The following is a 25,705-nucleotide window of genomic DNA, read 5'->3' as shown; positions in this document are numbered from 1 at the left end:
ATGTCGTGCGCACACGCGCTGCGATCATTCGCCGATGGTGTAGAGATCCTCGGCCAGATGTGAATCGGGGAAATCGTCGGGCGCGAACAACTCGGTGCGAGTGATATGCGTTCCGCGGCGACGCGCGAGAGCGGTGAACATTGCGATCGACGCTTCGTTGTCGGGACTCACCGTCGTTTCCAGACGGGTCACGCCGAGCGGCTCGAGTCGGTCGAGCAGAGCGTCGAGCATACGGCCGGCCACTCCACGTCCACGCTGGTCTGCGTCGACTGCCACCTGCCAGACGAACAGGGTGTTCGGGAAGTCGGGACGGCGGTAGCCGGTCACGAATCCCACGGGGCGATCGGTGTCGTCCGTTGCGACGACCGATGTGTCGGCGAAATCGCGACACCACAACACATATGCGTAACCGGAATTGACGTCGAGAACCTGCGAATCACGCGCGATCTGCCAGAGTCGTCTACCGTCGGCGATACGCGGACGCCGGAATTCGATTGCAGCCGGCTCACTACCGGACTCGGTGGCGGCCACCTCCGAAGAGGTGGTCGCGGTATTCGATTCAGCCGAGTCGGGGGTCGGGGTACTTCTTTCCTTGACGGGCCTCATATGTCCTTTCAACCTAACAACTTCCGGTGTCGAGATCACGCCCGTGTCCGGAATCGGGATCGGAACCCTGTGGTCCGTGCAGGTCGAGCGCATGTTGTGATGCCGGTCACAAACATGTTACGTCGGTCCTCCTCGTGGCGATTACTTCGGGCTCGCGAGTGCGTACGGCAACACCGCGTCGGCTCCCGCGGCGACGAGAGTTCTCGCCGCCATCGTGAACGTCCAGCCGGTGTCGGTCACCGCATCGACGAGAAGGATCGGACCACTCGACCCGAGGTTGTCGGGTCGCTCCCACGCATCGATCAGTGCGGCGACCCGATATGCCGAGTTCGCTGCCGTCGGCTCCGTATTCCCGCTTCGGCGTCGCAATACACCTAGATCTCGTAATCGTCCGATTTGTGCCAATCGGGACGCGAGTGACTCGACGAGCAGGGGATGTGTGGGGGAGTCCATGGCCATGACGGCGGTGGGCCGCTCCTCCCAGTCCCACGCGGCGAGCACCGCGATCGACGCGTCGACCACCGCCTTCGGCACTTCGCGGTCCGGTCCGTCGAGCAGTTCGCGCAGTCGCGGTCCCCATCCCAGATCCGACAGCCTGCCCAGCACTCGCCCGGGGTGCGGACCGTCCGTGATCCGGCCCGACAGCGGGATCCCGAGGGTCGACATTCCCGTGGGCCACTGCCGGCGAGGCGGCAGATCCACACCGGGGCGTTCGAGCCGGGCGCGGGTGCGGGCGACCTCGTCGTCGCCGACGGACGTCTCCCACCGGGAGCCGATGCAGTTGTCGCACCGGCCGCAGCCGGGGCCTCCGGCGGTGTGATCGCAGCCGGGGCCTCCGGCGGTGTGATCGCAGCCGGGGGTCCGGGTGTCGAGATCGGGGTCGTCGAGCTGACGGCGGAGGAAGACCATGCGGCATTCGGTGGTGCGTTCGTATTCGAGCATCGCCTCCTGTTCCGCGGCGCGCGCCTCCTCGAGCCGCCCGTAGCGCTCCTCGTCGTACATCCAGGGCTGCCCGGTGGCGATCCAGCCACCCTTGACCCTCTTCACCGCTCCGTCGACGTCGAGGACCTTGAGGACCATCTCCAGGCGGGAGCGCGTGAGGTCGACCCGCGGTTCGAGCGCGGGTGTCGATACCGGCCGTTCGGTATCGAGCGCTGCGATCACACGGCGTACGAGTGCCTCGTCCGGGAAGGCGACCGAGGCGAACCACTGCCAGATCCGGCGGTCCTCCGGGCCGGGGAGCAGAACCACCTCGGCGCGTTCGGTGGAGCGACCCGCACGCCCGACCTGCTGGTAGTAGGAGATCGGGGACGAGGGAGCGCCGAGGTGCACCACGAAGCCGAGGTCGGGCTTGTCGAAGCCCATGCCGAGTGCCGAGGTCGCGACGAGCGCCTTGACCTTGTTGTCGAGGAGATCGGCCTCGAGCTGTTCACGTTCGGTCGGTTCGGTCTGACCGGTGTATGCCGCCACTGCATAGCCGTGGTCGGTGAGCAGCGCCGCGAGGTCGCGGGCGGCGGAGACCGTCAGCGCGTACACGATGCCCGAGCCCGGCAGATCCTTCAGATGTTGCGCGAGCCATGCTGCGCGTCGTGCCGGTTCGTCGATCCGCACCACCGACAGGTGCAGCGACGGACGGTCGAGGCCGCCGCGCAGCACGAGCGTGCCGTCGGAGCCGGCATTGCTGCTTCCACCGAGGTCGCTGCCTCCGCCGACACCGAGCTGGGCGGCGATGTCGGCGACCACCCGGTCGTTGGCGGTCGCGGTCGTCGCCAGGACCGGGATGTCGTCGCCGAGTTCGGCGACGAGGGTGCGGATGCGGCGGTAGTCGGGCCGGAAGTCGTGACCCCAGTCCGACACGCAGTGCGCCTCGTCGACGACCACCAATCCGGCGTCGCGGGCGAGGGAGGGCAAGACCTGGTCGCGGAAGTCGGGGTTGTTGAGGCGTTCGGGGCTGACGAGGAGGACGTCGACCTCACCCGCCGCGATCCGCTCGTGGATCGCCGCCCATTCCGTCACGTTGCCGGAGTTGATGGTCGCGGCGTGGACGCCCGCCCGCTCGGCGGCCGCGACCTGGTTGCGCATCAGGGCGAGCAGCGGCGACACGATCACCGTGGGACCGCGGCCCTGCCGGCGCAGCAGTTTGGCGGAGATGAAGTAGACGGCCGACTTTCCCCAGCCTGTGCGCTGGACGACGAGGGCGCGGCGACGGTGTACCACGAGCGCCTCGATCGCGACCCATTGGTCGTCGCGGAGCCGGGCATCGGGGCCTGCCAGCTCGCGGAGGAGGTGCTCGGCATCGTCGCGCAACAGGTCGGTGGAGTTCGTCATGCTGCAATCGTGCCCGACGACGTTCCGTCACGGCGACGGTGAACGGTTCTCCGGGGGCGGCGAACGGTACTGATGCGGCGGCGAACGGAGATACCGTAGAGATAGCGACGGAGTGGCTCTCACGAAAGAGGGTGGCACCCAGTGTCAGTCGGCGTGGCAGAGATCATGCTGTAAAAGCTTGCGAAACAACAACTCCCGATTGCATCGATCTTGGAGTGCGACTCGTGGCACTCTGTGTCCGAATTGGTGACGGCGATCGCTGATCCGGACCGAGTGTGATGAGCGGATCATCCGCGTCGCTATGGTCGTCGTCATGTACGCAGCCCTTTCATCCCCCGCAGCGCCGTCTGTGGAGTCGGTCGTCGTGACCCCGGCCGAGGCTCGGGTACGTCATGAGACCTACCGCAAGAAGATCGTGTCGGCTCAGGACGCCGTCCAGTGGATTCGCCCCGGCGACACGGTCGCCATCAGCGGCTTCGCCAGCGCAGGCACCCCGAAGGCAGTGACCCCGGCCCTCGCCGAACACATCCGGCGCACGCGGGCGACCGGCGGCGACTTCCGGATCAACCTGCTCACCGGAGCGTCGGTGGCCTCCGACACCGAGCGCATGCTCGCCGACGTCGACGGAATCGCGCTGCGTATGCCGTACCAGGCAGAGCCCACCGCCCGAGGGCGGATCAACGAAGGCCGGATGGACTACGTCGACATACACCTGTCGCACGTCGCCCAGCAGGTCTGGGAGGGCTACTACGGACACATCGACGTCGCCGTCGTCGAGATCTCCGGCATCACGGAGACGGGCGAGCTGATCCCCGCCACGTCCATCGGTAACAACAAGACCTGGCTCGACGTCGCCGAGAAGGTGATCCTCGAGGTCAACTCGTGGATCCCCGCCGCCATGGACGGCGTGCACGACGTCTACTACGGCACCGCGCTTCCCCCGAACCGTCGTCCGATCGACCTCACCGACGTCGAGGACCGCATCGGCCAGCCCTACTTCCGGATCGATCCGGAACGCGTCGTCGCGGTCGTCGAGACCGACCGTTCCGACAGCGCCACCGCGCTCACGGCGCCCGACGCCACCAGCCGGGCCATCGCCGACCACGTCCTCGACTTCTTCGCGCACGAGGTCGCCGCGGGACGGCTGCCCGCCGACACGCTGCTTCCGCTGCAGTCGGGTGTCGGCAACGTCGCCAACGCCGTTCTCGCCGGTCTCGACAGCGGACCGTACCGGGGGCTGACCTGCTACTCGGAGGTCATCCAGGACGGCATGCTCGACCTCGTCAAACACGGCACCGTCCGGTTCGCCTCGGCGACTTCCCTCGCACTGTCCGAAGCGGGGCTGAACGACTTCGTCGAGAACATCGACTTCTACCGCGACCACATCATGTTGCGGCCGCAGGAGATCAGCAACCACCCCGAGATCGTCCGCCGACTCGGCATCATCGCCATGAACGGCATGCTCGAAGCCGACGTGTACGGCAACGTCAACTCCACCCACGTGATGGGCACCCGCATCATGAACGGCATCGGTGGCTCCGGCGACTTCGCGCGCAACGGCTACCTGTCGATGTTCCTGAGCCCGTCGACGGCCCGCGACGGCGCGATCTCGTCGATCGTCCCGATGGTGCCGCACGTCGACCACACCGAGCACGACGTGCAGGTCATCGTGACCGAACAGGGTCTCGCCGATCTGCGCGCACTGTCCCCCCGCCGTCGGTCGCGGGTCGTCGTGGAGCGCTGCGCGCATCCCGACTACCGCGCCGAACTGCTCGACTACATCGAGCGCGCAGAAGCCACCCCCGGAGCAGGTCACACCCCGCACCTGCTCGGTGAGGCGTTCTCCTTCCACGAGCGCTACCAGCGCACGGGGACCATGCACGCGTCCTGATCGACGCGGCGACGAACACGGTCGGCCCCGGCACCACACCACGGTGCCGGGGCCGACCTTTCTCGTCCGTCCGGCTCAGCGGATCGGCGCCGGATCGATCTCCTGCTGCGGGAGCGCCGCGGAGATCGTCGCCGTGATGTCCTGCAGCGGGGTCGGCCCAGATCCGTCGGGCACGGTCAAGGCCACGTAGACCGGACGGTCGACGGCGAACCACGTACTCGCCGGGATGCCCTGCTCGGCGCCCGACACCTCGAACCACTGCACGTCGTCGATCACCTGCAGCGCCGCCGCTCGGTCGAACTGGTCGGGCCGGTCGAGACCGCAACGCAGGACGACCTCCTCGCCGTCGTCCGACTGCCAGGCCGCAGCACCCACCGGTGCCGGATCGGCCAGTTCGGCGCGCGTGTAGTCGCCGAGCTCCTCCGGCAGCGCGTCGAGCAACTGCGAGCAGGATTCGGATTCCGCCTCCGGAGCGGGCACGGGACCGAGACCCACGGGTGTATTCACCGGTGACTGCGACACGATCACGGCCGCCACCACCACTCCGACCAGCAGGGCGACGGGCAGTGCGATCGCCGTGGCGATCAGAGCGGGACTGCGTCGCATCCCGTCCGATCCGGGTGCCTCGACGGGGGCGTCGTCGGAAGGTTCGCGATCGGAAGCAGAGGTGTCGTTCATCGTGTCCAGCATCCGGGCTCGGGGACAGGGGGCGGTAGCGTGATCGAACGTAGCAGGGCACGTGCCGGCTCTCTCCCACCGCCGACCGAGAAAGAGGCGACCGTCACCGTGACGAACCCGAGCGGACCCACCGTCGCCGACATCGGCGAATTCCCAGTGATCGAGCGCGCGGTGAGAGCACGGCGGCAACCCGACAGCACACTCGTCGGGCCGGGCCACGACGCAGCGGTCGTGACAGCATCCGACGGGCGCATCGCGATCTCGACCGACATGCTGGTCGAAGGACGTCACTTCCGGTTCGACTGGTCGAGCCCGGAAGAGGTCGGACGCAAGGCGGTCGCCCAGAACGGAGCCGATGTCGCCGCGGTCGGCGCCCGCCCCACGGCCTTCGTCGTCGGCCTCGGTTGTCCGCCCGAGACTCCCGTCGCCGTGCTCGACGGCATCTCGGCGGGCATCGGGGAGGCTGCGGAGGAGATCGGCGCCGGAGTCGTGGGAGGCGATCTCGTGCAAGCGGGTCAGGTGATCGTCTCGGTCACCGTGCTCGGCGAACTCGACGGACGGCCACCGCTGCTCCGCTCCACCGCCTGCCCCGGCGACGTCGTCGCCCTCGCCGGTCGCATCGGTCGTTCCGCGGCGGGTCTGGCCCTGCTGCTGGCCGGCAACCGGGACTTCCCCGAACTCGTCGCGGCGCATCGTGTGCCCACTCCGCCCTACGCCGCAGGTCCTGCAGCGGCCGCAGCAGGCGCCCACGCATGCACCGACATCTCCGACGGTCTCGTCGCCGATCTCGAGCACATCTGCACGGCTTCGGAGGTCGCGATCGACCTCGACTCCGGTGCGCTCGCTCCCGACACGCAACTCCGCGAGACCGGTCGGGTGCTGGCGGCCGACCCGTGGGAGTGGATCCTCACCGGCGGCGAGGACCATGCCCTCGCAGCGTGCTTCCCTCGCGAGGTCGCACTGCCGGACGGATGGCGGCCGATCGGCGTGGTCCTGGAAGGCTTCGGCGTCACCGTCGACGGGCAGCGCCGCGACGGATCCGGAGGCTGGGAGAGCTTTGCGGCGGGCGCTGGTCACTAGGGCGACCACTTCGGGTGGGGTTCGCTCGAGATAGGTTCTGCAGTCATGGCTGTCTACGCACTCGGCGAGCGTGTCCCCGATATCCATCCCGACGCGTGGGTTCACCCCGACGCGGTCGTGATCGGCAACGTCACCCTCGGTGCCGGTGCCTCCGTGTGGCCCTCGGCGGTGCTGCGCGGGGACTACGGCACGATCACCGTGGGGGAGAAGACCAACATCCAGGACGGCACGATCATCCACTGCACCGCGATCGAGGCCACCGTGATCGGCGCGCGGTGCGTCGTCGGGCACAACGCGCACATCGAGGGCTCCACGATCGGTGACGGCGCGCTGATCGGCTCGGGTTCGCTCGTCCTCAACGGATCGGTCATCGGCGCCGGAGCGCAGGTCGCCGCCGGCGCCCTGATCCCACCGCGCTTCGAACTTCCGCCCCGCCGCATGGCGATGGGCATCCCCGCGAAGGTCCGCGAGGGCTACGAGATCCCCGAGAACAAATTCGACCCCAACGCCGAGATGTATGCGGCGAACGCCGCCTACTACCGGACCGCTCTCCGCCGCATCGACCAGGAGTGACAGGTGGCCGACACCGTCGACACACAGTCCGCGGACGGGGGAGCGGACGAGCCCCGTGCCGGTCGGCCCCTGTCCGAACTCGTCGACCCGGGCTGGGCGCGAGCACTCGAATCCGTCGCAGGTGACATCACCGCGATGGGGCAGTTCCTCCGCGCCGAACTCGCCGCGGGCCGCAGTTACCTGCCGTCCGGTCCGAACGTGCTGCGTGCCTTCACACAGCCGTTCGAGTCCGTCCGCGTCCTGATCGTCGGGCAGGATCCCTATCCCACTCCGGGTCACGCTGTGGGACTGAGCTTCTCGGTGGCTCCGGCCGTACGGCCGATCCCGCGCAGTCTCGCCAACATCTACCGCGAGTACACCGACGATCTCGGTCTGCCGCAGCCCTCCACGGGCGACCTGTCGCCGTGGACCGAGCACGGTGTCCTGTTGCTCAACCGGGTCCTCACCGTCGCGCCGGGCCAGCCGGCCTCGCATCGCGGCAAGGGCTGGGAGGCCGTCACCGAGCAGGCGATCCGCGCGCTGGTCGCGCGCGGTACCCCGCTCGTCGCGATCCTGTGGGGCCGCGACGCGGCGACCCTCGAACCCATGCTCGGTGGTGTGCCCACCGTGAAGTCGGCGCACCCGTCCCCGCTGTCGGCCTCACGCGGATTCTTCGGGTCGCGTCCGTTCAGCCGCGTGAACGCCCTGCTCGTCGAGCAGGGCGGCGAACCGGTGGACTGGCGACTGCCCTGACCACCGATCCGCCGCCCGGATGTCAGGCGCGGGCCGAATCCCAGTCCGGACGCCGCTTGGCGACGAAGGCGTCGACACCCTCGATACCCGTGGGCGTCGTCGCGGCCGCGGAGATCGAGGCGGCTTCGGCATCGAGGTGGTCGGACAGCGATCGTCCGGCCGAGCCCGCCACGAGCGAGCGGATGGCGGCGTAGGACTGCGTGGGGCCGTGCGCGAGGGTTCGTGCGAGTCGTAACCCTTCGCTTTGGATCTCGCCGTCGGCGACGAGCCGGCTGAGCAGACCCAGGCGCACGGCTTCGTCGGCGCCGATCACGGCGTCGGTCATGATGATCTCCCGTGCCCGCGACGGGCCGACGATCCGCGGCAGGGTCCACGACATGCCGCCGTCGGGGGAGAAGCCGATCGACGGGTACGCGGCGCGCATCTTCGTGCCGGGGCCGGCGAGCGCGATGTCGGCGAGCAGCGCCAGGCTCATGCCGGCGCCGGCGGCCCAGCCGTGCACGGCGGCGACGACCGGCACGGCCGCCTTCTCCAGTGCGCGCACGAAGTCATGGAAGAGGTTCGCGATCTCGAGCAGGTGGGCGCCACGGTCCTCGGCCGCGGCGAATCCGTGGACGTTGCCGCCCGCGCAGAAGTTCGCACCCTCACCGACGAGCAGCACGGCGCCGATCTCCGGGCCTGCCGCACGCAGGGCTGCGATGCCCTGCTCCATCCCTGCGGGGGACAGGGAGGTGCCGTGCTCGGAGGTCGCCACGGCGATCCGCAGGACGCGGTCCTCCACGCTCACCAGTGAACGGAGAGAGTCGCTGTCGGGGAAGGAAACTTGGTTCTCGGTCATTCCCGCACGATATCGGGCCGCAGGATCGAACGGCGAAGGCCCCCTGCGCAATCAGCGCAGGGGGCCTTCGCGACGACTCGACCGGGAATCAGCCGCGGACGACCTTGCCGGCCTTGAGGCAGGAGGTGCACACGTTCATCTTGCGGGTGTTGCCCGGTGCAACCTGAGCGCGCACGCTCTGGATGTTCGGGTTCCAGCGACGGTTGGTACGCCGGTGCGAGTGCGAGACCGACTTCCCGAAGCCGGGGCCCTTGGCGCATACGTCGCAGACGGCAGCCATGTCGCGAACTCCTTGTGTCTAGTGGATAGATCTTCTGTCTGTTGTTTCGCCTTGCGAACACGGGGAACGAGCCGCCCGTGCGAGGCAACCCGGCAAGCTTAGCGAACTCGAGGGCGGTTGGCCAAACCGGACGGTGCGACGACTCGCGGCTAACCTGTTCGCCAGGGCTCGGCACCGTGCGCAACGGTACCGATCGCAGAGGTGGACGATGCTCGCAGGACGAGGCGAAGGGGGTGGAATCGTTGCTCGGAGCCGAGGACACGGTGGACGGGCGGGCGCTGCGCCGGTGGGTCGAGTTCGGTGTGGAAGCGCTCGAACAGCGCCGAGCGGAGATCAACTCGCTCAACGTCTTCCCGGTGCCCGACGGGGACACCGGAAACAATCTGCTGATCACCCTGCAGGCCGCGGCGGCCCGGATCGGCGGGCCCGTGGACGGCGCGCTCACCGCATCCGACGTCGCCGAAGGGCTCGCGCGTGGTGCCTTCGCCGGGGCGCGGGGCAATTCCGGGATCATCCTGGCACAGGCACTGCGCGGTCTCGCCGACGCGATCGCGGGACTGACGACGGTCGGCGCCCGGGACCTCGCCGCCGCCTTCTCCAACGCCGCGACGCTCGTGACCGGAGCGCTCAGCGCACCCGCGAAGGGCACCATCGTCAGCGTCCTCGAAGCTGCGGCCGAGGGCGCGACCCGCGTCGCCTCGGAGACGGATGCGACCGTGTGCGATGTCGCCGTCGCGAGTGCCGACGCCGCCGCCGACGCGCTGCAGCGCACCACCACCCAGCTCGACGTCCTCGCCGAGGCAGGGGTCGTCGACGCCGGCGGCCTCGGCCTGCTCGTGCTGCTCGACTGCCTGGTGGAGGTCACCACCGGAATACGGCCCGATCGCCGGATGGTGCTCGCCGGCACCTCGCGGCCTGTCGTCGAACCCGAGATCGTCGACGAACGTCACGACAGCGACCAGCAGGAGTACGAAGTGATGTATCTCGTCGGGAATTCCGACGACGCGCGCATGGATGCCTTGAGGTCCTCCCTCGACGCGCTCGGCGACTCGGTCGCGATCGTTTCCGGGGGATCGGGGTGCTGGTCCGTTCACGTGCACTGCTGCGAGCCCGGAGCTGCCGTGGAGGCCGGTCTCGCGGCGGGTTCGCTGACCCGCATCGACATCACGTGCTTCGCGCTCGAGTCCGCGCGTCGCGGGTGCGGCGACGGTCCCGTGGCGCTGGGCACGGCTCCCGCCCGGGTCCGTGCCGAGTCGGCGGAGGAACAGTCCCGGGCGGTCCTCGCAGTGGTGGGCGGCGAGGGCGCGGCCGAACTGTTCGAGGCGGAGGGTGCCCGGGTGCTGCGGGCCGAGGAGATCTCAGCCCCGGACGAACTGCTCGAGGCGATCCGGGCACTGCCGAGCCGGGACGTCCTGGTGCTGCCCAACGGTGCGCTCTCCGCGCAGGACGTCGTCGCCGTGGGCGCCCGGGCGCGGCGGGACGACCGTGACGTGATGTTCCTGCCGTCCTCCTCCGTCGTCCAGGGGCTGGCCTCGTTGGCCGTGCACGATCCGATGCGCGCGACGGTCGACGACGCCTTCGCGATGTCGGAGGCGGCGTCGTGCGTGCGCTGGGGATCGCTGCGGTACGCGAACGAACGCGCGCTGACCTGGGTCGGAACGTGCGAGCCCGGCGACAGTCTCGGACTGGCCGGCCATGATGTCGTAGTGATCGAGCATGATCTGGTGACAGCGGGAGCGTCGCTGCTCGACAGGATTCTCGCCGCGGGCGGCGAGCTCGTGACGATGCTGGTCGGCGCCGACGCCCCCGACGGACTCGTCGAGCAACTGGCCGCCCACCTCGATCGCCGTCACCCGGAGATCGACGTGGTGGTCTACCAGGGCGGTCAGCGCGGCGACCTGCTGCAGCTCGGCGTCGAGTAGCCGGTGCGCCGCGAGGCCACCGCAGGAGTAGCGGAAGGGACGGCAGTGGCGACACTCGCGGACCGGCTCGATCATGTCCTCGGCCGCAAGACGGCGGACGCCTTGCACGACGCGTTCGGGATGACCACCGTCGAGGATCTACTGAGGCACTATCCGCACCGCTACGCCACCCAGGGCGCCGAACTCGGCGAGAGCCAGCCCGCGGAGGGCCAGCACATCACGATCATCGCGCGGGTCGAGTCGGCGCAGGAGGTGCCGATGAAATCCCGCGCCGGCAAACGCCTCGCGGTGCGGTTGCGCTCCGATCGCCACAGCATCGACGTCACCTTCTTCAACCCGCACCGGGTCAAGCACAACATCAAGCCCGGCGTGCGCGCGATGTTCTCCGGCACCGTGAAGTACTTCCGCGACAAGTGGAGCCTGACCCATCCGAGCTATCTCGTGCTGCCCGAACCGCGCGACGCCGAGGACCTGGTCTCGGCGACCCCCGCGCGGGTGCGGGGCGCCGGCGCCCTGGCGGGTCTCGCCCGCACCGCGCAGGACGGATCGGGAGTCGACATGTCGGTCTTCGACCGCGCGCTGATCCCGATGTACCGCGCGACCCGCGAGGTCGAGTCGTGGACCGTCATGCGCTGCGTGCGGCAGGTGCTCGACCAGCTCGACCACGTCGACGATCCGCTGCCCGAGTGGGTGCGCGACGAGCACGGCTTCGTGGGCCTCGACGAGGCGCTCCGCTCGATCCACCTGCCCGACACGAAGCAGGAGATCGACCGGGCACGCGACCGTCTGCGGTTCGACGAGGCCGCCGCGGTGCAGCTCGTGCTCGCCGGACGCCGGCACGACGTCGAGGTGCGGTCGGCGCCGTCCTGCCCGCGCCGCGAGGGCGGGATCGCCGACGAGTTCGACCGGCGGCTGCCCTTCGAACTGACGGCCGGGCAGCTCTCGGTGGCCGACGAGATCGCGGCCGATCTCGCACGCGAACACCCCATGAACCGGCTGCTCCAGGGCGAGGTCGGTTCCGGCAAGACCATCGTGGCGCTACGGGCGATGCTGCAGGTGATCGACTCCGGTCGGCAGTGCGCGTTGCTCGCACCCACCGAGGTGCTCGCGGCGCAGCACGCGCGCTCGCTCACGAAGATGCTGGGCGATCTCGCCGCGGCGGGCGAACTCGGCGCTCACGAACTCGCGACCCGCGTGACCCTGCTGACCGGCTCGATGGGGGTCGCACGCAAGCGGGCCGCGCTCAACGAGGCGGTGACGGGCGATGCCGGCATCGTCATCGGCACGCACGCGCTGATCGAGGACACGGTGCAGTTCTTCGACCTCGGCCTGGTGGTGATCGACGAGCAGCACCGCTTCGGTGTCGAACAGCGCGACGCACTGCGCTCGCGGGGTCGCGACGGCGCGTCCCCGCACGTGCTGGTGATGACCGCAACACCCATCCCGCGCACCATCGCGATGACGGTGCTCGGCGACCTCGAGGTCTCGACCCTGCGCGAACTCCCCAGAGGACGGTCGCCGATCGTCAGCCGCGTGGTGCCGGCGAAGGTGCATCCGAAGTGGGTCGACCGCGCGTGGGAACGCATCCGCGAGGAGGTCGCCGAGGGGCGGCAGGCCTACGTGGTGTGTTCCCGCATCGGCGACGGCGATTCCGACGACGACGCGCTCTTCGATCCGGACGGGCCCGAGCCGTCGGGATCGGGGAAGGGCAAGCAGGCCCCGCCCGAAACCGTCTCTGTGCTCGAGCAGTTCGAGTTCCTCACTTCCGGTCCGCTGCGGGATCTGAGGGTGGGGCTGCTGCACGGTCGCCTCCCCGGCGACGAGAAGGACGCGGTGATGCAGGCCTTCAACGCCGCGGAGCTCGACGTGCTCGTGTGCACGACCGTCGTCGAGGTCGGTGTCGACGTGCCGAACGCGACCGTGATGGTGATCGTCGATGCCGACCGGTTCGGTGTCAGCCAGTTGCACCAGCTGCGGGGTCGTGTCGGTCGTGGCGGCCACCAGGGCCTGTGTCTGCTCGTGACCGACGCGAAGCCCGCGACCCCGACGATGATGCGGCTCGAGGCCGTCGCCGGCACCACCGACGGTTTCGAACTCGCCCAGCTCGACCTGCAGTTGCGCCGGGAGGGCGACGTCCTCGGCGTCGCCCAGTCCGGCACCGTGTCGACGCTGCGGTTACTCTCGCTCGTCGACGACGCCGACGTCATCGAGGCGGCTCGCGACTTCTCCCGGACGGTGACGGAGAAGGATCCTGGCCTCGAACACCACCCGGGGCTCGCAAGCATGGTGCGGGCCGCGCTCGACGCCGAGCGCGTGGCCTATCTCGACAAGTCCTGAGTTACGTTCCGTACACCGTGCCGCAGAACCCGCGGTGAGGTTTCGGTGGCCGTGCCCGGCATGTTGACGCCGTGTTACGACGGGGCCGACTGCATCGTTCCAGTCGTGCCATCCGGGCGCCTTGTCCCACGATGTGGAACGCGCGTCGAAGGCGGCATGTTACGTCGCGGTACCGTCGACCAATGTTCTCGAAAGTGCTTGTCGCCAACCGTGGCGAGATCGCGATCCGCGCATTCCGTGCCGCCTACGAACTGGGCGCCGGGACGGTCGCGGTGTTCCCGTACGAAGACCGGAACTCCCTGCACCGGTTGAAGGCCGACGAGGCCTATCAGATCGGTGAGGAGGGGCACCCGGTCCGCGCATATCTGTCGGTCGAGAAGATCGTCGAAGCGGCCGTGTCGGCCGGTGCCGACGCGATCTACCCCGGCTACGGCTTCCTCTCCGAGAATCCGGACCTCGCCGCGGCGTGCGCCGAAGCGGGCATCACCTTCGTCGGTCCGTCGGCGGAGATCCTCGAACTGACGGGCAACAAGGCCCGCGCGATCGCCTCGGCGAAGGCCGCCGGCCTCCCGGTGCTGGCGTCGTCGGAGCCGTCGTCGGACGTCGACGAGCTGGTCGCCGCCTCGGAAACGATGAACTTCCCGGTCTTCGTCAAGGCTGTCGCCGGCGGTGGCGGACGCGGCATGCGCCGGGTCGCCGAGCCCTCCCAACTGCGCGAGGCCATCGAAGCCGCCTCCCGCGAGGCCGACGCGGCCTTCGGTGATCCCACCGTCTTCCTGGAGCAGGCCGTGGTCAACCCGCGGCACATCGAGGTGCAGATCCTCGCCGACAAGCACGGCAACGTCATCCACCTGTACGAGCGCGACTGCTCGGTGCAGCGCCGCCACCAGAAGGTCATCGAGCTCGCCCCCGCCCCGAATCTCGATCCCGAGCTTCGCGACCGCATCTGCGCCGACGCCGTCGCCTTCGCCAAGGAAATCGGCTACCAGTGCGCGGGCACCGTCGAGTTCCTCGTCGACGAACGCGGCAACCACGTGTTCATCGAGATGAACCCGCGTATCCAGGTCGAGCACACGGTCACCGAGGAGATCACCGACGTCGACCTCGTGCAGTCCCAGCTGCGCATCGCCGCAGGCGAGTCGCTCGAGGAACTGGGCCTGTCGCAGGAGGGCATCACCATCCGCGGCGCGGCACTGCAGTGCCGCATCACCACCGAGGACCCGGCCAACGGGTTCCGTCCGGACACCGGCCGCATCACCGGCTACCGCACTCCGGGCGGTGCCGGTATCCGTCTCGACGGCGGCACCTCGGTCGGCGCGGAGATCTCCGCCCACTTCGACTCGATGCTCGTCAAGCTCACCTGCCGCGGCCGCAACTTCGAGACCGCCGTCGCCCGCGCGCGCCGCGCGGTCGCCGAGTTCCGTATCCGCGGTGTCGCCACGAACATCCCGTTCCTGCAGGCGGTGCTCGACGACGAGGACTTCCGCGGCGGCAACGTCAACACCTCGTTCATCGAGGAACGCCCGCACCTGCTGACTCTGCGCTCGTCCGCCGACCGCGGCACCAAGATCCTGCGGTACCTCGCCGACGTGACGGTGAACAAGCCGCACGGCGAGCGCACCACCACGGTCTACCCGCACGACAAGCTGCCCGCGATCGACCTGAACGCCGAGCCGCCGGCCGGTTCGCGTCAGCGCCTGCTCGAGCTCGGACCCGAGGGCTTCGCCCGTGCGCTGCGTGACCAGAAGGCGATCGGCGTCACCGACACCACCTTCCGCGACGCCCACCAGTCGCTGCTCGCGACCCGCGTGCGCAGCAAGGACCTGCTGACGGTGGCCGGGCACGTGGCCCGGATGACGCCGCAACTGCTGTCGATCGAGGCGTGGGGCGGCGCGACCTACGACGTCGCACTGCGCTTCCTGCACGAGGATCCGTGGGAGCGGCTCGCGGCGCTGCGCGAGGCGATCCCGAACATCAACCTGCAGATGCTGCTGCGCGGACGCAACACCGTCGGCTACACCCCCTACCCGGAGGCCGTCACCCGCGCCTTCGTGCAGGAGGCCACCGACACCGGCATCGACATCTTCCGTATCTTCGACGCGCTGAACAACGTCGACCAGATGCGTCCGGCAATCGACGCGGTGCGCGAGACCGGCACCACCCTCGCCGAGGTCGCGATGTCCTACACCGGCGACCTGTCGAACCCGAACGAGTCGATCTACACGCTCGACTACTACCTGCGTCTGGCCGAGGAGATCGTCGAGGCCGGTGCGCACGTCCTGGCCATCAAGGACATGGCGGGTCTGCTGCGCGCCCCGGCCGCCGCGACGCTCGTGTCGGCGCTGCGGAGCAACTTCGATCTGCCGGTGCACGTGCACACGCACGACACCCCGGGCGGTCAGCTCGCCACCTACCTTGCGGCCTGGCACGCCGGTGCCGACGCCGTCGACGGTGCGTCCGCGGCGCTGGCAGGTACGACGAGCCAGCCCGCCCTGTCGGCGATCGTCGCCGCCGCGGCGAACAGCGAGTTCGACACCGGTCTCGACCTGCAGGCCGTGTGCGATCTCGAGCCGTACTGGGAGGCGCTGCGCAAGGTGTACGCACCGTTCGAGTCGGGGCTGCCCGCACCGACCGGCCGCGTCTACACCCACGAGATCCCCGGCGGTCAGCTGTCGAACCTGCGCCAGCAGGCCATCGCGCTGGGCCTCGGCGACCGATTCGAAGAAGTCGAGGCCGCCTACGCCGGCGCCGACCGCCTCCTGGGCCGCCTGATCAAGGTCACGCCGTCGAGCAAGGTCGTCGGCGACCTCGCGCTGCACCTCGTGGGCGCGGGCGTCTCGGTCGACGACTTCGCCGCCGAGCCCGGCAAGTACGACATCCCCGATTCGGTGATCGGCTTCCTGCGCGGCGATCTCGGGACCCCGGCCGGCGGCTGGCCGGAGCCCTTCCGCAGCAAGGCGCTGTCGGGCCGCGCCGAGCCCAAGCCGATCACCCCGCTCGCGCCGGAGGAGGAGAAGGCCCTCGGCGGTTCGTCCGACGAGCGTCGCCGCATGCTCAACCGCCTGCTCTTCCCGGGCCCCGCGAAGGAGTTCGAGCAGCACCGCGAGACCTACGGCGACACCACCGAGCTGTCGGCCAACCAGTTCTTCTACGGTCTGCGGCACGGCGACGAGCACCGGGTGCGCCTGGACAAGGGTGTCGAACTGCTCATCGGCCTCGAGGCGATCTCCGATGCCGACGAGAAGGGTTACCGCACGGTCATGTGCATCCTCAACGGGCAGCTGCGCCCGGTGTCGGTGCGCGACCGCTCGGTGGCCGCGGAGACCCCTGCCGCGGAGAAGGCCGACCGCAACCATCCCGGTCACGTCGCGGCGCCGTTCGCCGGCATGGTCACCCTCGTCGTGTCCGAGGGCGACAGCGTCTCGGCGGGCGACGCCGTCGCCACGATCGAGGCCATGAAGATGGAGGCCGCGATCACCGCGCCGCGCGGCGGCCGCATCACGCGCGTCGCGATCGGGCCGGTGCAACAGGTCGAAGGTGGCGACCTGCTCGTCGAGGTGTCCACGGGAGACAGCGCCGAGTGACACGGATCGTCGCCGGCCGGGCAGGGGGGCGGCGCCTGAAGGTGCCGCCCCGCGGAACCCGGCCCACCTCCGAACGGGTGCGCGAAGCCCTGTTCAGTTCGCTCGACGCACGCATGGACATCGACGGGGCCGCCGTCCTCGACCTCTACGCGGGGTCGGGGGCGCTCGGCCTCGAGGCGCTGTCCCGCGGCGCCGAGCACGCGATGCTCGTCGAGTCCGACGCGAAGGCGGCGGGCGTGATCCGCGAGAACATCGCGACGGTCGGACTGTCCGGTGCGGTGCTGCGCACCGCACCGGTATCCGCGGTGCTTGCGGGCACCCCCGACCGCGTCTACGACCTCGTCCTGGCCGACCCGCCCTACGCCGTGACCGAGGAGGCCGTCACCGGCGTGCTCGGGACGCTGATGTCCGGAGGTTGGGTCGAGGACGGCTCGATCGTCGTGGTCGAACGGTCGTCGCGATCACCGGAAACGGTGTGGCCGCAGGGATTCGAGGTCGGCAGGTCGAAGCGCTACGGCGAGACGAGAGTGGAAATCGCCACCTGCTACGGTGCTGGGTCATGAGCCGCGCGGTCTGCCCAGGATCCTTCGACCCGGTCACCAACGGACACCTCGACGTCATCGGCAGGGTCTCGGCCCAGTTCGACGAGGTCGTCGTGACCGTCACGATCAATCCCAACAAGCAGGGGATGTTCACGATCGACGAACGCCTCGAGATGCTCACCGAGGCCACGTCGCACCTGCCGAACGTCACGGTCGACGCCTGGCAGGGCCTGCTCGTCGACTACGCCCGCGAGCGGGGGATCACCGCGATCGTCAAGGGCCTGCGCGGCGCCAACGATTTCGACTACGAGCTGCAGATGGCGCAGATGAACCACAAGCTCACCGGCGTCGACACGCTGTTCGTCGCCACCAACCCGGTCTACAGCTACCTTTCGAGCTCGCTCGTCAAGGAGGTCGCGACCTACGGTGGCGACGTCTCCGAGATGCTGCCGGGCTCCGTGCACGATCGTCTGCTCACGCGCCTGGCCGAGCGGGCCGCCGCGAAATAGACCGGACCCTCCGCACGGCCTGTGACGGCCGTATCCCGACACACCGAGCGCAGGGCACACGAGCGTGCCCTGCGCTGCGGCAGACTGGACGGCGGCGCGGCCGCACCGGTCGTGTCGAGCGAGTGATTGGGGTTGGGCGTGTACCGGGTATTCGAGGCACTCGACGAGCTGGTCGCAATCGTCGAAGAGGCACGTAGCGTTCCGATGACGGCGAGCTGCGTGGTACCGCGCGGCGATGTCCTCGAATTGCTCGACGACGTGCGCGATGCGCTGCCGCCCGAACTCGACGACGCGCAGGACGTCCTCGATCACCGTGACAAGCTGATCAACGACGCGCGGGCTCAGGCCGACAAGACGGTCGGGGACGCCGACGAGGAGGCACGCACCCTCCTCGAGGACGCGCGCGCCGACGCCGACCGCATGCTCGCGGACGCGAAGGCCCAAGCGGACCGGATGGTCAAGGAGGCCCGCGCCCACGCCGAGGAACTGGTGCGCGATGCGCAGGCCGAGGCCGACGATCTCGTCGCCGAGGGCAACAAGCAGTACGAGAGCGTGACCGGGCGTGCCCGCGTCGAGGCCGACCGTCTGGTCGAGTCCGGGCAGGCGTCCTACGAGCGTTCCGTGGCCGAGGGCGAGGCCGAGAAGGCACGTCTGGTGTCGCAGACCGAGGTCGTGCAGGCCGCACACGCCGAGTCGGCGCGTGTCATCGATTCGGCCCACGCCGAGTCCGACCGTCTCCGGACGGAGTGCGACGAGTACATCGACGGCAAGCTGGGAGAGTTCGAGGAACTGCTCGGCACCACGCTGCGGTCCGTCGGCCGCGGCCGGCAGCAGCTGCGGCTGTCGGGTGCTCCCGACTTCGCGGAGGCCGACCACCGGGCGAGCCGTCGCCGCTGACCCGCGGGATTTTCGCTCCTGCCGCCCATCGCGTATCATGGAGCGGTTGCCCTATCACGACCGAGTCGTGTCCTGCGTCGTCCGAAGAAGGTGAGTTCCCCGTGTCCACCCGTGATTCCAGCACGTCCCGTTCCGGCCGGGACTCGGGGCTGGTGTTCGACACGCTCTCCCTGGGTCGCCGGCCCGGTTCGATGCGTACGGTCGAGCGGAAGGTGCCGTCACCCTCGCGCATCGGGCTCGATCTGATCGCGATCGAGGAAGGCTCCGAGATCGATCTCGATCTCCGCCTGGAGTCGGTGTCCGAGGGCGTCCTGGTCACCGGTAGTGTTCGTGTCGACGCCCTCGGCGAGTGCTCTCGATGCCTCGAGTCGTTCACCGAGCCGGTGGACGTGTACCTCACCGAGCTGTTCGCCTACCCGAACAGCGTCACTGAGCAGACCACCGAGGACGACGAGGTGTACCGCGTCGAGAACGATCTGATCGATCTCGAACCGGTCCTCGTGAACGCGGTTGGTCTGGAACTTCCGCTGCAGCCGTTGTGTAGTGACGACTGTGCGGGATTGTGCCCCGAATGCGGCATTCGCCTGGCGATTGCAGAATCCGGGCACCGTCATGAGACAATGGATCCTCGCTGGGCTGGGTTGGCAGCCAAGTTCGGCGCGGGCTCCGAAGAACCCAGCAGTCAAATCGACAGCTCGAACAACGAGGAGAAGTAGACGTGGCCGTCCCCAAGCGCAGAATGTCGCGTTCCAACACCCGGTCGCGGCGCAGCCAGTGGAACACCACTGCGCCGACGCTCGTCACCTGCCCGAACCGGGGTTGCGGAGAGAAGAAGCTGCCCCACGTGGCGTGCCCGTCGTGCGGCACCTACAACGGCCGTCAGGTGACCGCGCCCGTCTAATCGGTATTCACGTGACGAGCAAGTCCTCCGAAACAGCTACCGAGGGCGGCGAAGAGAGCCACGAGTCTCTCCTCGCCGCCCTCGGCGTGCCTCTGGACGCAGAACTCCTGTCCTTGGCGCTCACCCACCGCTCGTACGCCTACGAGAACGGCGGATTGCCCACCAACGAACGTCTCGAGTTCCTCGGCGATGCCGTCCTCGGGCTCGCGGTGACCGAAAAGCTCTACCTCACCCACCCGGACAAGTCCGAGGGCGAACTCGCCAAGATCCGCGCGAGCGTTGTCAACATGCACGCGCTCGCCGAGGTGGCGCGCGGCCTCGGAGAAGGCGGGCTCGGAGTGCATCTCCTGCTCGGCAAGGGCGAGGAACTGACGGGCGGACGCGACAAGGCCAGCATCCTGGCCGACGGAATGGAATCGCTCCTCGGCGCCGTCCATCTCGCGCACGGCATCGACGTCGCGCGCGAAGTGGTTCTGCGCCTGTTCGCCGCACTGCTCGAACGCGGCCCGCGCCTCGGTGCCGGTCTGGACTGGAAGACGAGTCTGCAGGAACTCACCGCCGAGCGCGGTCTCGGTGTTCCCGCCTACGAGATCACCGCCACCGGTCCGGATCACGACAAGGAATTCACCGCCACCGCCCTCATCGGTGGCAATCCCTACGGCACCGGTGTCGGACGCACCAAGAAGGAAGCCGAGCAGAAGGCCGCGTCGGCCGCATGGAACGCGCTGACCGAGGGCACTGCTGCCGAGACCGGTGATGCCGGGGCTTCCGACCAGCAGTCCGGATCCGCCGACACGCCCACCGAGGACAACTGACCGCAGGTGCCCGAACTTCCCGAGGTCGAGGTGGTCCGTCGCGGACTCGACGCGCACGTCGTCGGCGCGACTGTGGACTCGGTGCAGGTGCTGCATCCGCGTGCCGTCCGACGGCACGAGCCCGGTCCGCGCGATCTCGCACTGCAGGTGACCGGTCAGAAGGTCGCTTCGGTCGAGCGCCGCGGCAAGTACATGTGGCTCGTGCTCGAACCGGCCGATCTGGCTCTCGTGGTGCATCTGGGGATGAGCGGGCAGATGCTCGTGCAGCCTCCGACCGTGCCGGACGAGAAGCATCTGCGTATCCGCGCCGTCCTCGACAACGGTGCCGATCTGCGTTTCGTCGACCAGCGCACCTTCGGAGGCTGGGCCCTGGCCCCGCTCGTGGAGGTGGACGGTGATCGTCTGCCGCTGCCGGTCGCGCACATCGCCCGCGACCCGATGGATCCCCGGTTCGACCCGGATGCGGTCGTGGCCGTGCTGCGCACCAAGCACACCGAGATCAAGCGTGCGCTGCTCGACCAGACCGTCGTCTCCGGCATCGGCAACATCTACGCCGACGAAGCGCTGTGGCGCGCAAGGATTCACGGCAACCGGCCCACCGACGCGCTGTCGCGTCCGAAGCTCCGGTCGGCTCTCGATGCGGCCACCGAGGTGATGGCGGAGGCCCTCGGGCAGGGTGGTACGTCGTTCGACGCCCTGTACGTCAACGTCAATGGGGAGTCCGGCTACTTCGAGCGTTCCCTGAACGTCTACGGACGCGAGAACGAGCCGTGCCGACGCTGCGGCGCGCCGATCCGCCGCGAGAAGTTCATGAACCGCTCGTCGTACAGCTGCCCGAAGTGTCAGCCACGACCGCGAACGACCCGGTAGCGCACGCGCATACCGGGCCGTTCGGAAAGGTGGTGGTTCAGATGTCGAAGAAGACCGTCTCGGCGCCACCGTCCGGAGTGTCCTGCAGCCGGATGTCGATCGTGTAGACGGTGCGTCCGTCGCGCTCGGAACGCGACGCGATCAGGGTGTTGCGCCGCACCTCCCATTCGATGCCCTTCAGGACGGGATCCTCGGCGTTGAGTCCGGCCTCGTCCTCGAAGTAGACCCGCGTGTGCAGCCCGAGGTTGATTCCGCGCGCGAAGATCACCAGCAGGATGTGGGGTGCCGAGACGGAGCCGTCGGGGTTGGTGACGGCCCCGGGCTTGATCGTCTCGATCGTGAACACGCCCGTCTCGAAGTCGCCGCCGGTGCGTCCCCAGCCGCGGAAGTTCGGATCGAGATCCTTGTCCTGTGCGTCGTCCGGATGTGCGTACCGGCCGTGCGCGTTCGCCTGCCAGCTCTCGAGCAGGGCGTCGCGCACCGGGGTGCCGGTGCCGTCGATGACGCGGCCCTCCAACACGATTCGCTCGCCCTCGGTCTCGTCGGTGACGAGGACGTTGCCGAAGTTGTTGTCGAAGATGTCGAAGCCGGCCTGCTGCGGCGCGAGCCCGATGTGGACGTACGGGCCGCCGGTCTGCGAGGGCGTTTCCGGGAAACGCGTGACCATCGCGCGGGGGAGCAGCGGGGGCACGGGCCGGTAGGGATCGGTGGGCAGGCTCATCGCGGGGCTCCCGGGAGGTCGGTGTTCTCGAAGAAGGTGGCGCGGCGACCGCGCAGGGTGATGTCCCAGCGGTAGGCGCGGGCGTCGAACGGCGCGTTGGAGGCGGGGTCCTCCTGGGCGATCAGGCTGCGGAGCTGATCCACGGTCGGGATCGTCCGCGCGATCGGGCACTTCTCGATGAGCGGGTCGCCCTCGAAGTACAGCTGGGTGATCAGGCGCTGCGCCCACCCACGGCCGAGGATCGACACGTGGATGTGCGCCGGGCGCCAGGCGTTGCGGCTGTTGCCCCACGGATATGCGCCGGGTTTGATCGTCCGGAACTGGTAGTAGCCGTTCGCGTCCGTGAGCATCCGCCCGCAACCGCCGAAGTTCGGATCGATGGGAGCGAGATAGGTGTCCTTCTTGTGGCGGTACCGGCCACCGGCGTTGGCCTGCCACACCTCGACGAGTGCGCCCTCGACCGGATTGCCGAACTCGTCCTTGACGAAGCCGTGGACGATGATGCGCTCACCGATCGGCAGGCCGTCCTTCGAGAAGTTCAGGATCAGGTCGTTGTCGAGGGCGCCGAGCTCGTCGCTGCGGAAGACAGGTCCGGTGATCTCCGACAGGGTCGGCTTCGGCGTGATGAGCGCGTTGCGCGGTGCGCGCAGCACCGACGTGCGGTAGCCGGGGGTGAGCGCGGGTGGGTGCAGTGTGTGGTCGCGCTCGACGTATTCGCCGGTGGACATGCGATCTCCGATCTCTGAGCTGTGGACACAACCATAAGGTGAATAAAAACTCATGTAAATTGACAAAACAGCAGTTGATTCATAACTTTCAGTAATGCAATCCGCGTTCGGTCCGTCCTCGTCCGTCCCGGAGCAGGTGCGACGCATCCGCCTCCGGCACCTGAGATGTTTCGTCACCGTCGCGCGCGAGGGTCAGGTCGGTCGGGCCGCCGAGCTGTTGCAGCTGAGTCAGCCGGCCGTCACGAAGACACTCAACGAGCTCGAGGTGCTCGCCGGAGCGAAACTCCTCGACCGCGGCCGACACGGTGCGCGCCTCACCGCGGCGGGTCACCGCTTCCTGCGATACGCGCAGGACGTCACCACCTCACTGGACGCAGCTGTGGCCGCACTGGCGGGAGCGGCCGAACCCGCCCGCGAGCCGCTGCGGATCGGGGCCCTACCCACCGTGGCCGGGTACGTACTCCCCGAAGCTCTGGCGGAGCTGCGCCGCGTGCGCGCCGATCTGGACATCCGGATCCGCACCGACCCCAATGCCGTCCTGCTGTCGGCGCTCGCCGCCGGCGCCCTCGACGTCGTCCTCGGGCGCATGGTCGAACCGTCCCGGATGGTGGGGCTGTCGTTCGAGCTCCTGTACGCCGAGACGCTGATCCTCGTCGTCCGGCCCGGCCACCCCCTCGCCGGGCGTTCCGTCTCCGTCGCCGACACGCTCGAACACCCCCTGGTGGTCGCGACCAGCGGAACCGTACCGCGCCACGCGACCGAGGCATTGTTCGAACGTCACGGCCTGCGACTGCCGGTCGGGCTGATCGAGACACTCGACCTCGCCGTGGCACGCGGGGTGGTGCGGCGCAGCGACGCCGTGTGGATCACCACCGAACGCGCGGCCCGGGACGACCTCGCCGACGGCGTGGTCCGGCGCCTGGACCTACCCACCGCGGGCACCGTCGAACCGGTCGGAGTGCTGCGACGCAGTGCCGACGCGTCGTCCGCCGAGGTCGAGGACTTCGTGACCATCCTGCGCGACATCCCGGTCGACGGGACATGGCAGGATTTCCTCCATGGCTGACCAGACTTCCGACCTTCCCACCACCGAGCTGTGGGTCGAGCGCACCGGCACGCGCCGTTACACCGGACGCAGCTCCCGCGGCGCCGAGGTGCTCATCGGCTCGGAGAGCGTCGAGGGCGTCTTCACCCCGGGCGAGCTGCTCAAGATCGCGCTCGCCGCGTGCTCCGGCATGGCTTCGGACTTCCCGCTGTCCCGCAGGCTCGGCGACGACTACGACGCGACGATCCGCGTCTCCGGTGCCGCCGACCGCGAGAACGAGGTCTACCCGCACCTCGAGGAGGAGATGATCCTCGACCTGTCGGAGCTCGACGCAGACGCACGGGACCGCCTCATCGCCCTCGTCGAACGCTCCGTCGACAAGGTGTGCACGGTGGGCCGCACCCTCGAGGCGGGCACCGAGGTCTCGCTGACGATCACCCCCGAGGACTGATCGATGAGCGCCCCCGCAGACGTCGAACGGCTCACGGCGTGGGTGCACGGCCGCGTCCAGGGGGTCGGTTTCCGCTGGTTCACGCGTGCCCGCGCACTCGAACTCGGTCTCGTCGGGCACGCGACGAATCATCCCGACGGTCGCGTCATGGTCGTGGCCGAAGGCCCCCGGCCGGCACTCGAACAGCTCCTCGCGTGGCTGCGATCCGGCGACACCCCCGGTGAGGTGCGGCTCGTCGTCGAATCGTGGGATCCCGCGCGCGGCGACCTCGACGGTTTCGTCGAACGCTGACATCCGTCCTGTTTGTCCGTTCGGCTTGGTATCCTGCCGCGATCGGGTGCAAGCGGCCGGGGGGGTCGCGGTCGGCGAGGGGGAGACATATGGGCAGGCGTGCACGTTCGACGATGGTGGCGGCAGCAGCCGCCGCTGTGGCAGTGGCACCCCTGGCCGCAGCACCGGCGGCGGCCGGTCCCACTGCCGCAGCACCGGCGGCGGCCGGTCCCGCTGCCACAGCACCGGCGGCGTTCGTTCCGGCTGCCTGCGCACCGCGGTCCGTCACGACGGTCGCGTCGGGGCTCGGTGTCCTCGAGAACCTGGCGTTCGACGAGCGGGGCGGTCTGCTCGTCTCGGACACCTCCTTCGTCGGCCCCGGAGCGCTGCGCCGGATCACTCCCGACGGCAGCGTGACCACCGTGCTGTCCGAGGTGACCGGTCCGGGCGGCATCGTCGTCGACGTTCCCACCGTGTACCTGAACGTGGGCAACACGACCGTCTCGGGGTTGGCCGGGATCGCCGACGGCACGATCGACACGCTCGACCTCGATACGGGTGAACGCGGCACCCACGGCACCGGGCTGGTCATGCCCAACGGCCTCGGCCGGCTGTCGGACGGATCGATGCTCACCTCACGCGATCTCGGCGAGGTCGGACTCACCCTCGTGCCCGCCGGCGGTGGCGAGGCCCGCGTCGTCCGTACCGATCTCGGATCCGTCAACGGCATCGCCGTCGACGGCGACACCGTCTACACCGTGACGACCTTCGAGAACGTCAACCGGCTCCACATCCTCGACGCACGCGACCTCGAAGGACCCGTGCGCAGCATCGACCTGCCCGGGCCGGGGCTGCTCTCTATGCCCGACGACCTCACGATCGGTCCCGACGGCGCGCTGTACATCGCGCTCAACCTCGCCGGCGCGGTCCTGCGGGTCGATCCGGCGACCGGGCACAGCTGCCGCATCGCCGAGGGCATCCCACTGATGTCCTCGCTCGCCTTCGGTTCGGGACCGGGCTGGGACCCGAACGTCCTGTACACGACCGGTTTCGACGGGACGGTCCGCGCGGTGCACCCGGCCTAGGAAAGCGGTCACAACCCGCCGG

25 protein-coding genes are annotated in these 25,705 nt (G+C 69.1%); 18 read left to right on the top strand and 7 right to left on the bottom strand.

All coding sequences use genetic code 11. The features are described from left to right. Positions 1-24: 24 nt before the first annotated feature. The gene (gene ectA, locus BLV31_RS16715; protein WP_064060935.1) at positions 25-531 is read right to left on the bottom strand and encodes a diaminobutyrate acetyltransferase; all 507 of its coding nucleotides are present in this window, start codon (positions 529-531) and stop codon (positions 25-27) included. A gap of 216 nt (positions 532-747) precedes the next feature. Beyond that, positions 748-2,934, bottom strand: coding sequence for a RecQ family ATP-dependent DNA helicase (locus tag BLV31_RS16705; RefSeq protein ID WP_064060936.1), 2,187 nt, complete (start codon positions 2,932-2,934; stop codon positions 748-750). Between the two features lie 349 nt (positions 2,935-3,283). Between BLV31_RS16705 and scpC the strand changes: the two genes are divergently transcribed. Next, a complete protein-coding gene (gene scpC, locus BLV31_RS16700; protein WP_039587366.1) occupies positions 3,284-4,825 on the top strand; it encodes a succinyl-CoA:acetate CoA-transferase ScpC in 1,542 nt (513 codons plus the stop codon). 75 nt (positions 4,826-4,900) lie between these two features. On the opposite strand, the gene BLV31_RS16695 is transcribed toward scpC, so the two are convergent. Then, positions 4,901-5,515 (bottom strand): DUF3515 domain-containing protein, encoded by a 615-nt coding sequence (locus BLV31_RS16695; protein WP_024100608.1) that lies wholly within the window; start codon positions 5,513-5,515, stop codon positions 4,901-4,903. Between the two features lie 96 nt (positions 5,516-5,611). On the opposite strand from BLV31_RS16695, the gene BLV31_RS16690 reads away from it, so the two are divergent. The 3 genes from BLV31_RS16690 to BLV31_RS16680 are packed head-to-tail and all read left to right on the top strand — an operon-like array spanning position 5,612 to position 7,888. After that, positions 5,612-6,583, top strand: coding sequence for a thiamine-phosphate kinase (locus BLV31_RS16690; protein WP_052227379.1), 972 nt, complete (start codon positions 5,612-5,614; stop codon positions 6,581-6,583). 45 nt (positions 6,584-6,628) lie between these two features. Beyond that, the gene (locus BLV31_RS16685) at positions 6,629-7,156 is read left to right on the top strand and encodes a gamma carbonic anhydrase family protein (protein WP_006551198.1); all 528 of its coding nucleotides are present in this window, start codon (positions 6,629-6,631) and stop codon (positions 7,154-7,156) included. A gap of 3 nt (positions 7,157-7,159) precedes the next feature. After that, positions 7,160-7,888: a uracil-DNA glycosylase gene (locus BLV31_RS16680; protein WP_064060937.1), complete on the top strand. Its 729-nt coding sequence runs from the start codon at positions 7,160-7,162 to the stop codon at positions 7,886-7,888. A 22-nt stretch (positions 7,889-7,910) separates the two neighbouring features. Here BLV31_RS16680 and BLV31_RS16675 read toward each other — a convergent pair whose 3' ends face one another. Together BLV31_RS16675 and rpmB are read right to left on the bottom strand one after the other, a co-directional pair. Beyond that, positions 7,911-8,726, bottom strand: a complete 816-nt coding sequence (locus BLV31_RS16675; protein ID WP_006551200.1) for an enoyl-CoA hydratase/isomerase family protein — start codon at positions 8,724-8,726, stop codon at positions 7,911-7,913. A gap of 88 nt (positions 8,727-8,814) precedes the next feature. Further along, complete coding sequence (rpmB, locus tag BLV31_RS16670) at positions 8,815-9,006, bottom strand: 50S ribosomal protein L28 (RefSeq protein ID WP_006551201.1); 192 nt, start codon at positions 9,004-9,006, stop codon at positions 8,815-8,817. Between the two features lie 233 nt (positions 9,007-9,239). On the opposite strand from rpmB, the gene BLV31_RS16665 reads away from it, so the two are divergent. From BLV31_RS16665 to mutM, 10 genes are all read left to right on the top strand, one after another. Continuing rightward, the gene (locus BLV31_RS16665) at positions 9,240-10,928 is read left to right on the top strand and encodes a DAK2 domain-containing protein (RefSeq protein WP_064060938.1); all 1,689 of its coding nucleotides are present in this window, start codon (positions 9,240-9,242) and stop codon (positions 10,926-10,928) included. 45 nt (positions 10,929-10,973) lie between these two features. After that, on the top strand, positions 10,974-13,265 hold the full coding sequence (gene recG, locus BLV31_RS16660; RefSeq protein ID WP_033096481.1) for an ATP-dependent DNA helicase RecG: 2,292 nt from the start codon (positions 10,974-10,976) through the stop codon (positions 13,263-13,265). Between the two features lie 182 nt (positions 13,266-13,447). Further along, the gene (locus tag BLV31_RS16655) at positions 13,448-16,849 is read left to right on the top strand and encodes a pyruvate carboxylase (protein WP_064060939.1); all 3,402 of its coding nucleotides are present in this window, start codon (positions 13,448-13,450) and stop codon (positions 16,847-16,849) included. After that, positions 16,846-17,412 carry a 16S rRNA (guanine(966)-N(2))-methyltransferase RsmD gene (gene rsmD, locus BLV31_RS16650; RefSeq protein ID WP_039586930.1) on the top strand — a complete coding sequence of 189 codons (567 nt, stop codon included), beginning with the start codon at positions 16,846-16,848 and terminating at the stop codon, positions 17,410-17,412. Before BLV31_RS16655 ends, rsmD begins: the two co-directional genes overlap by 4 nt. After that, complete coding sequence (coaD, locus tag BLV31_RS16645; RefSeq protein ID WP_006551205.1) at positions 17,409-17,900, top strand: pantetheine-phosphate adenylyltransferase; 492 nt, start codon at positions 17,409-17,411, stop codon at positions 17,898-17,900. The genes rsmD and coaD overlap by 4 nt, the downstream gene beginning before the upstream one ends. A 138-nt stretch (positions 17,901-18,038) precedes the next feature. Continuing rightward, on the top strand, positions 18,039-18,797 hold the full coding sequence (locus tag BLV31_RS16640) for a DivIVA domain-containing protein (RefSeq protein ID WP_006551206.1): 759 nt from the start codon (positions 18,039-18,041) through the stop codon (positions 18,795-18,797). A gap of 101 nt (positions 18,798-18,898) precedes the next feature. After that, positions 18,899-19,513, top strand: a complete 615-nt coding sequence (locus tag BLV31_RS16635; RefSeq protein ID WP_006551207.1) for a YceD family protein — start codon at positions 18,899-18,901, stop codon at positions 19,511-19,513. A gap of 2 nt (positions 19,514-19,515) precedes the next feature. Then, complete coding sequence (gene rpmF / locus BLV31_RS16630; RefSeq protein WP_006551208.1) at positions 19,516-19,698, top strand: 50S ribosomal protein L32; 183 nt, start codon at positions 19,516-19,518, stop codon at positions 19,696-19,698. A gap of 11 nt (positions 19,699-19,709) precedes the next feature. After that, the gene (rnc, locus tag BLV31_RS16625; RefSeq protein ID WP_006551209.1) at positions 19,710-20,513 is read left to right on the top strand and encodes a ribonuclease III; all 804 of its coding nucleotides are present in this window, start codon (positions 19,710-19,712) and stop codon (positions 20,511-20,513) included. A gap of 6 nt (positions 20,514-20,519) precedes the next feature. After that, complete coding sequence (gene mutM, locus BLV31_RS16620) at positions 20,520-21,383, top strand: bifunctional DNA-formamidopyrimidine glycosylase/DNA-(apurinic or apyrimidinic site) lyase (protein WP_006551210.1); 864 nt, start codon at positions 20,520-20,522, stop codon at positions 21,381-21,383. Positions 21,384-21,420: 37 nt separating this feature from the next. On the opposite strand, the gene pcaG is transcribed toward mutM, so the two are convergent. After that, positions 21,421-22,104 carry a protocatechuate 3,4-dioxygenase subunit alpha gene (pcaG, locus tag BLV31_RS16615; protein ID WP_006551211.1) on the bottom strand — a complete coding sequence of 228 codons (684 nt, stop codon included), beginning with the start codon at positions 22,102-22,104 and terminating at the stop codon, positions 21,421-21,423. Continuing rightward, positions 22,101-22,832 (bottom strand): protocatechuate 3,4-dioxygenase subunit beta, encoded by a 732-nt coding sequence (gene pcaH / locus BLV31_RS16610; protein WP_006551212.1) that lies wholly within the window; start codon positions 22,830-22,832, stop codon positions 22,101-22,103. Before pcaH ends, pcaG begins: the two co-directional genes overlap by 4 nt. A 94-nt stretch (positions 22,833-22,926) precedes the next feature. Here pcaH and BLV31_RS16605 point away from each other — a divergent pair, with 94 nt between their 5' ends. From BLV31_RS16605 to BLV31_RS16590, 4 genes are all read left to right on the top strand, one after another. Further along, entirely contained in the window at positions 22,927-23,898 is a 972-nt protein-coding gene (locus BLV31_RS16605; protein ID WP_064060940.1) for a LysR substrate-binding domain-containing protein, read from the top strand. Then, on the top strand, positions 23,891-24,328 hold the full coding sequence (locus BLV31_RS16600) for an OsmC family protein (RefSeq protein WP_033096484.1): 438 nt from the start codon (positions 23,891-23,893) through the stop codon (positions 24,326-24,328). Before BLV31_RS16605 ends, BLV31_RS16600 begins: the two co-directional genes overlap by 8 nt. Positions 24,329-24,331: 3 nt before the next feature. Then, positions 24,332-24,619 carry an acylphosphatase gene (locus tag BLV31_RS16595; protein WP_019289083.1) on the top strand — a complete coding sequence of 96 codons (288 nt, stop codon included), beginning with the start codon at positions 24,332-24,334 and terminating at the stop codon, positions 24,617-24,619. A gap of 89 nt (positions 24,620-24,708) precedes the next feature. Then, positions 24,709-25,683, top strand: coding sequence for an SMP-30/gluconolactonase/LRE family protein (locus tag BLV31_RS16590; protein ID WP_081263439.1), 975 nt, complete (start codon positions 24,709-24,711; stop codon positions 25,681-25,683). Positions 25,684-25,705: the final 22 nt, after the last annotated feature.

The organism is Rhodococcus pyridinivorans (genome assembly GCF_900105195.1).
Classification (GTDB): Bacteria; Actinomycetota; Actinomycetes; order Mycobacteriales; family Mycobacteriaceae; genus Rhodococcus; species Rhodococcus pyridinivorans.
Note: the sequence above shows the minus strand (reverse complement) of the source record. Positions and strands in the feature narration are given on the sequence as shown.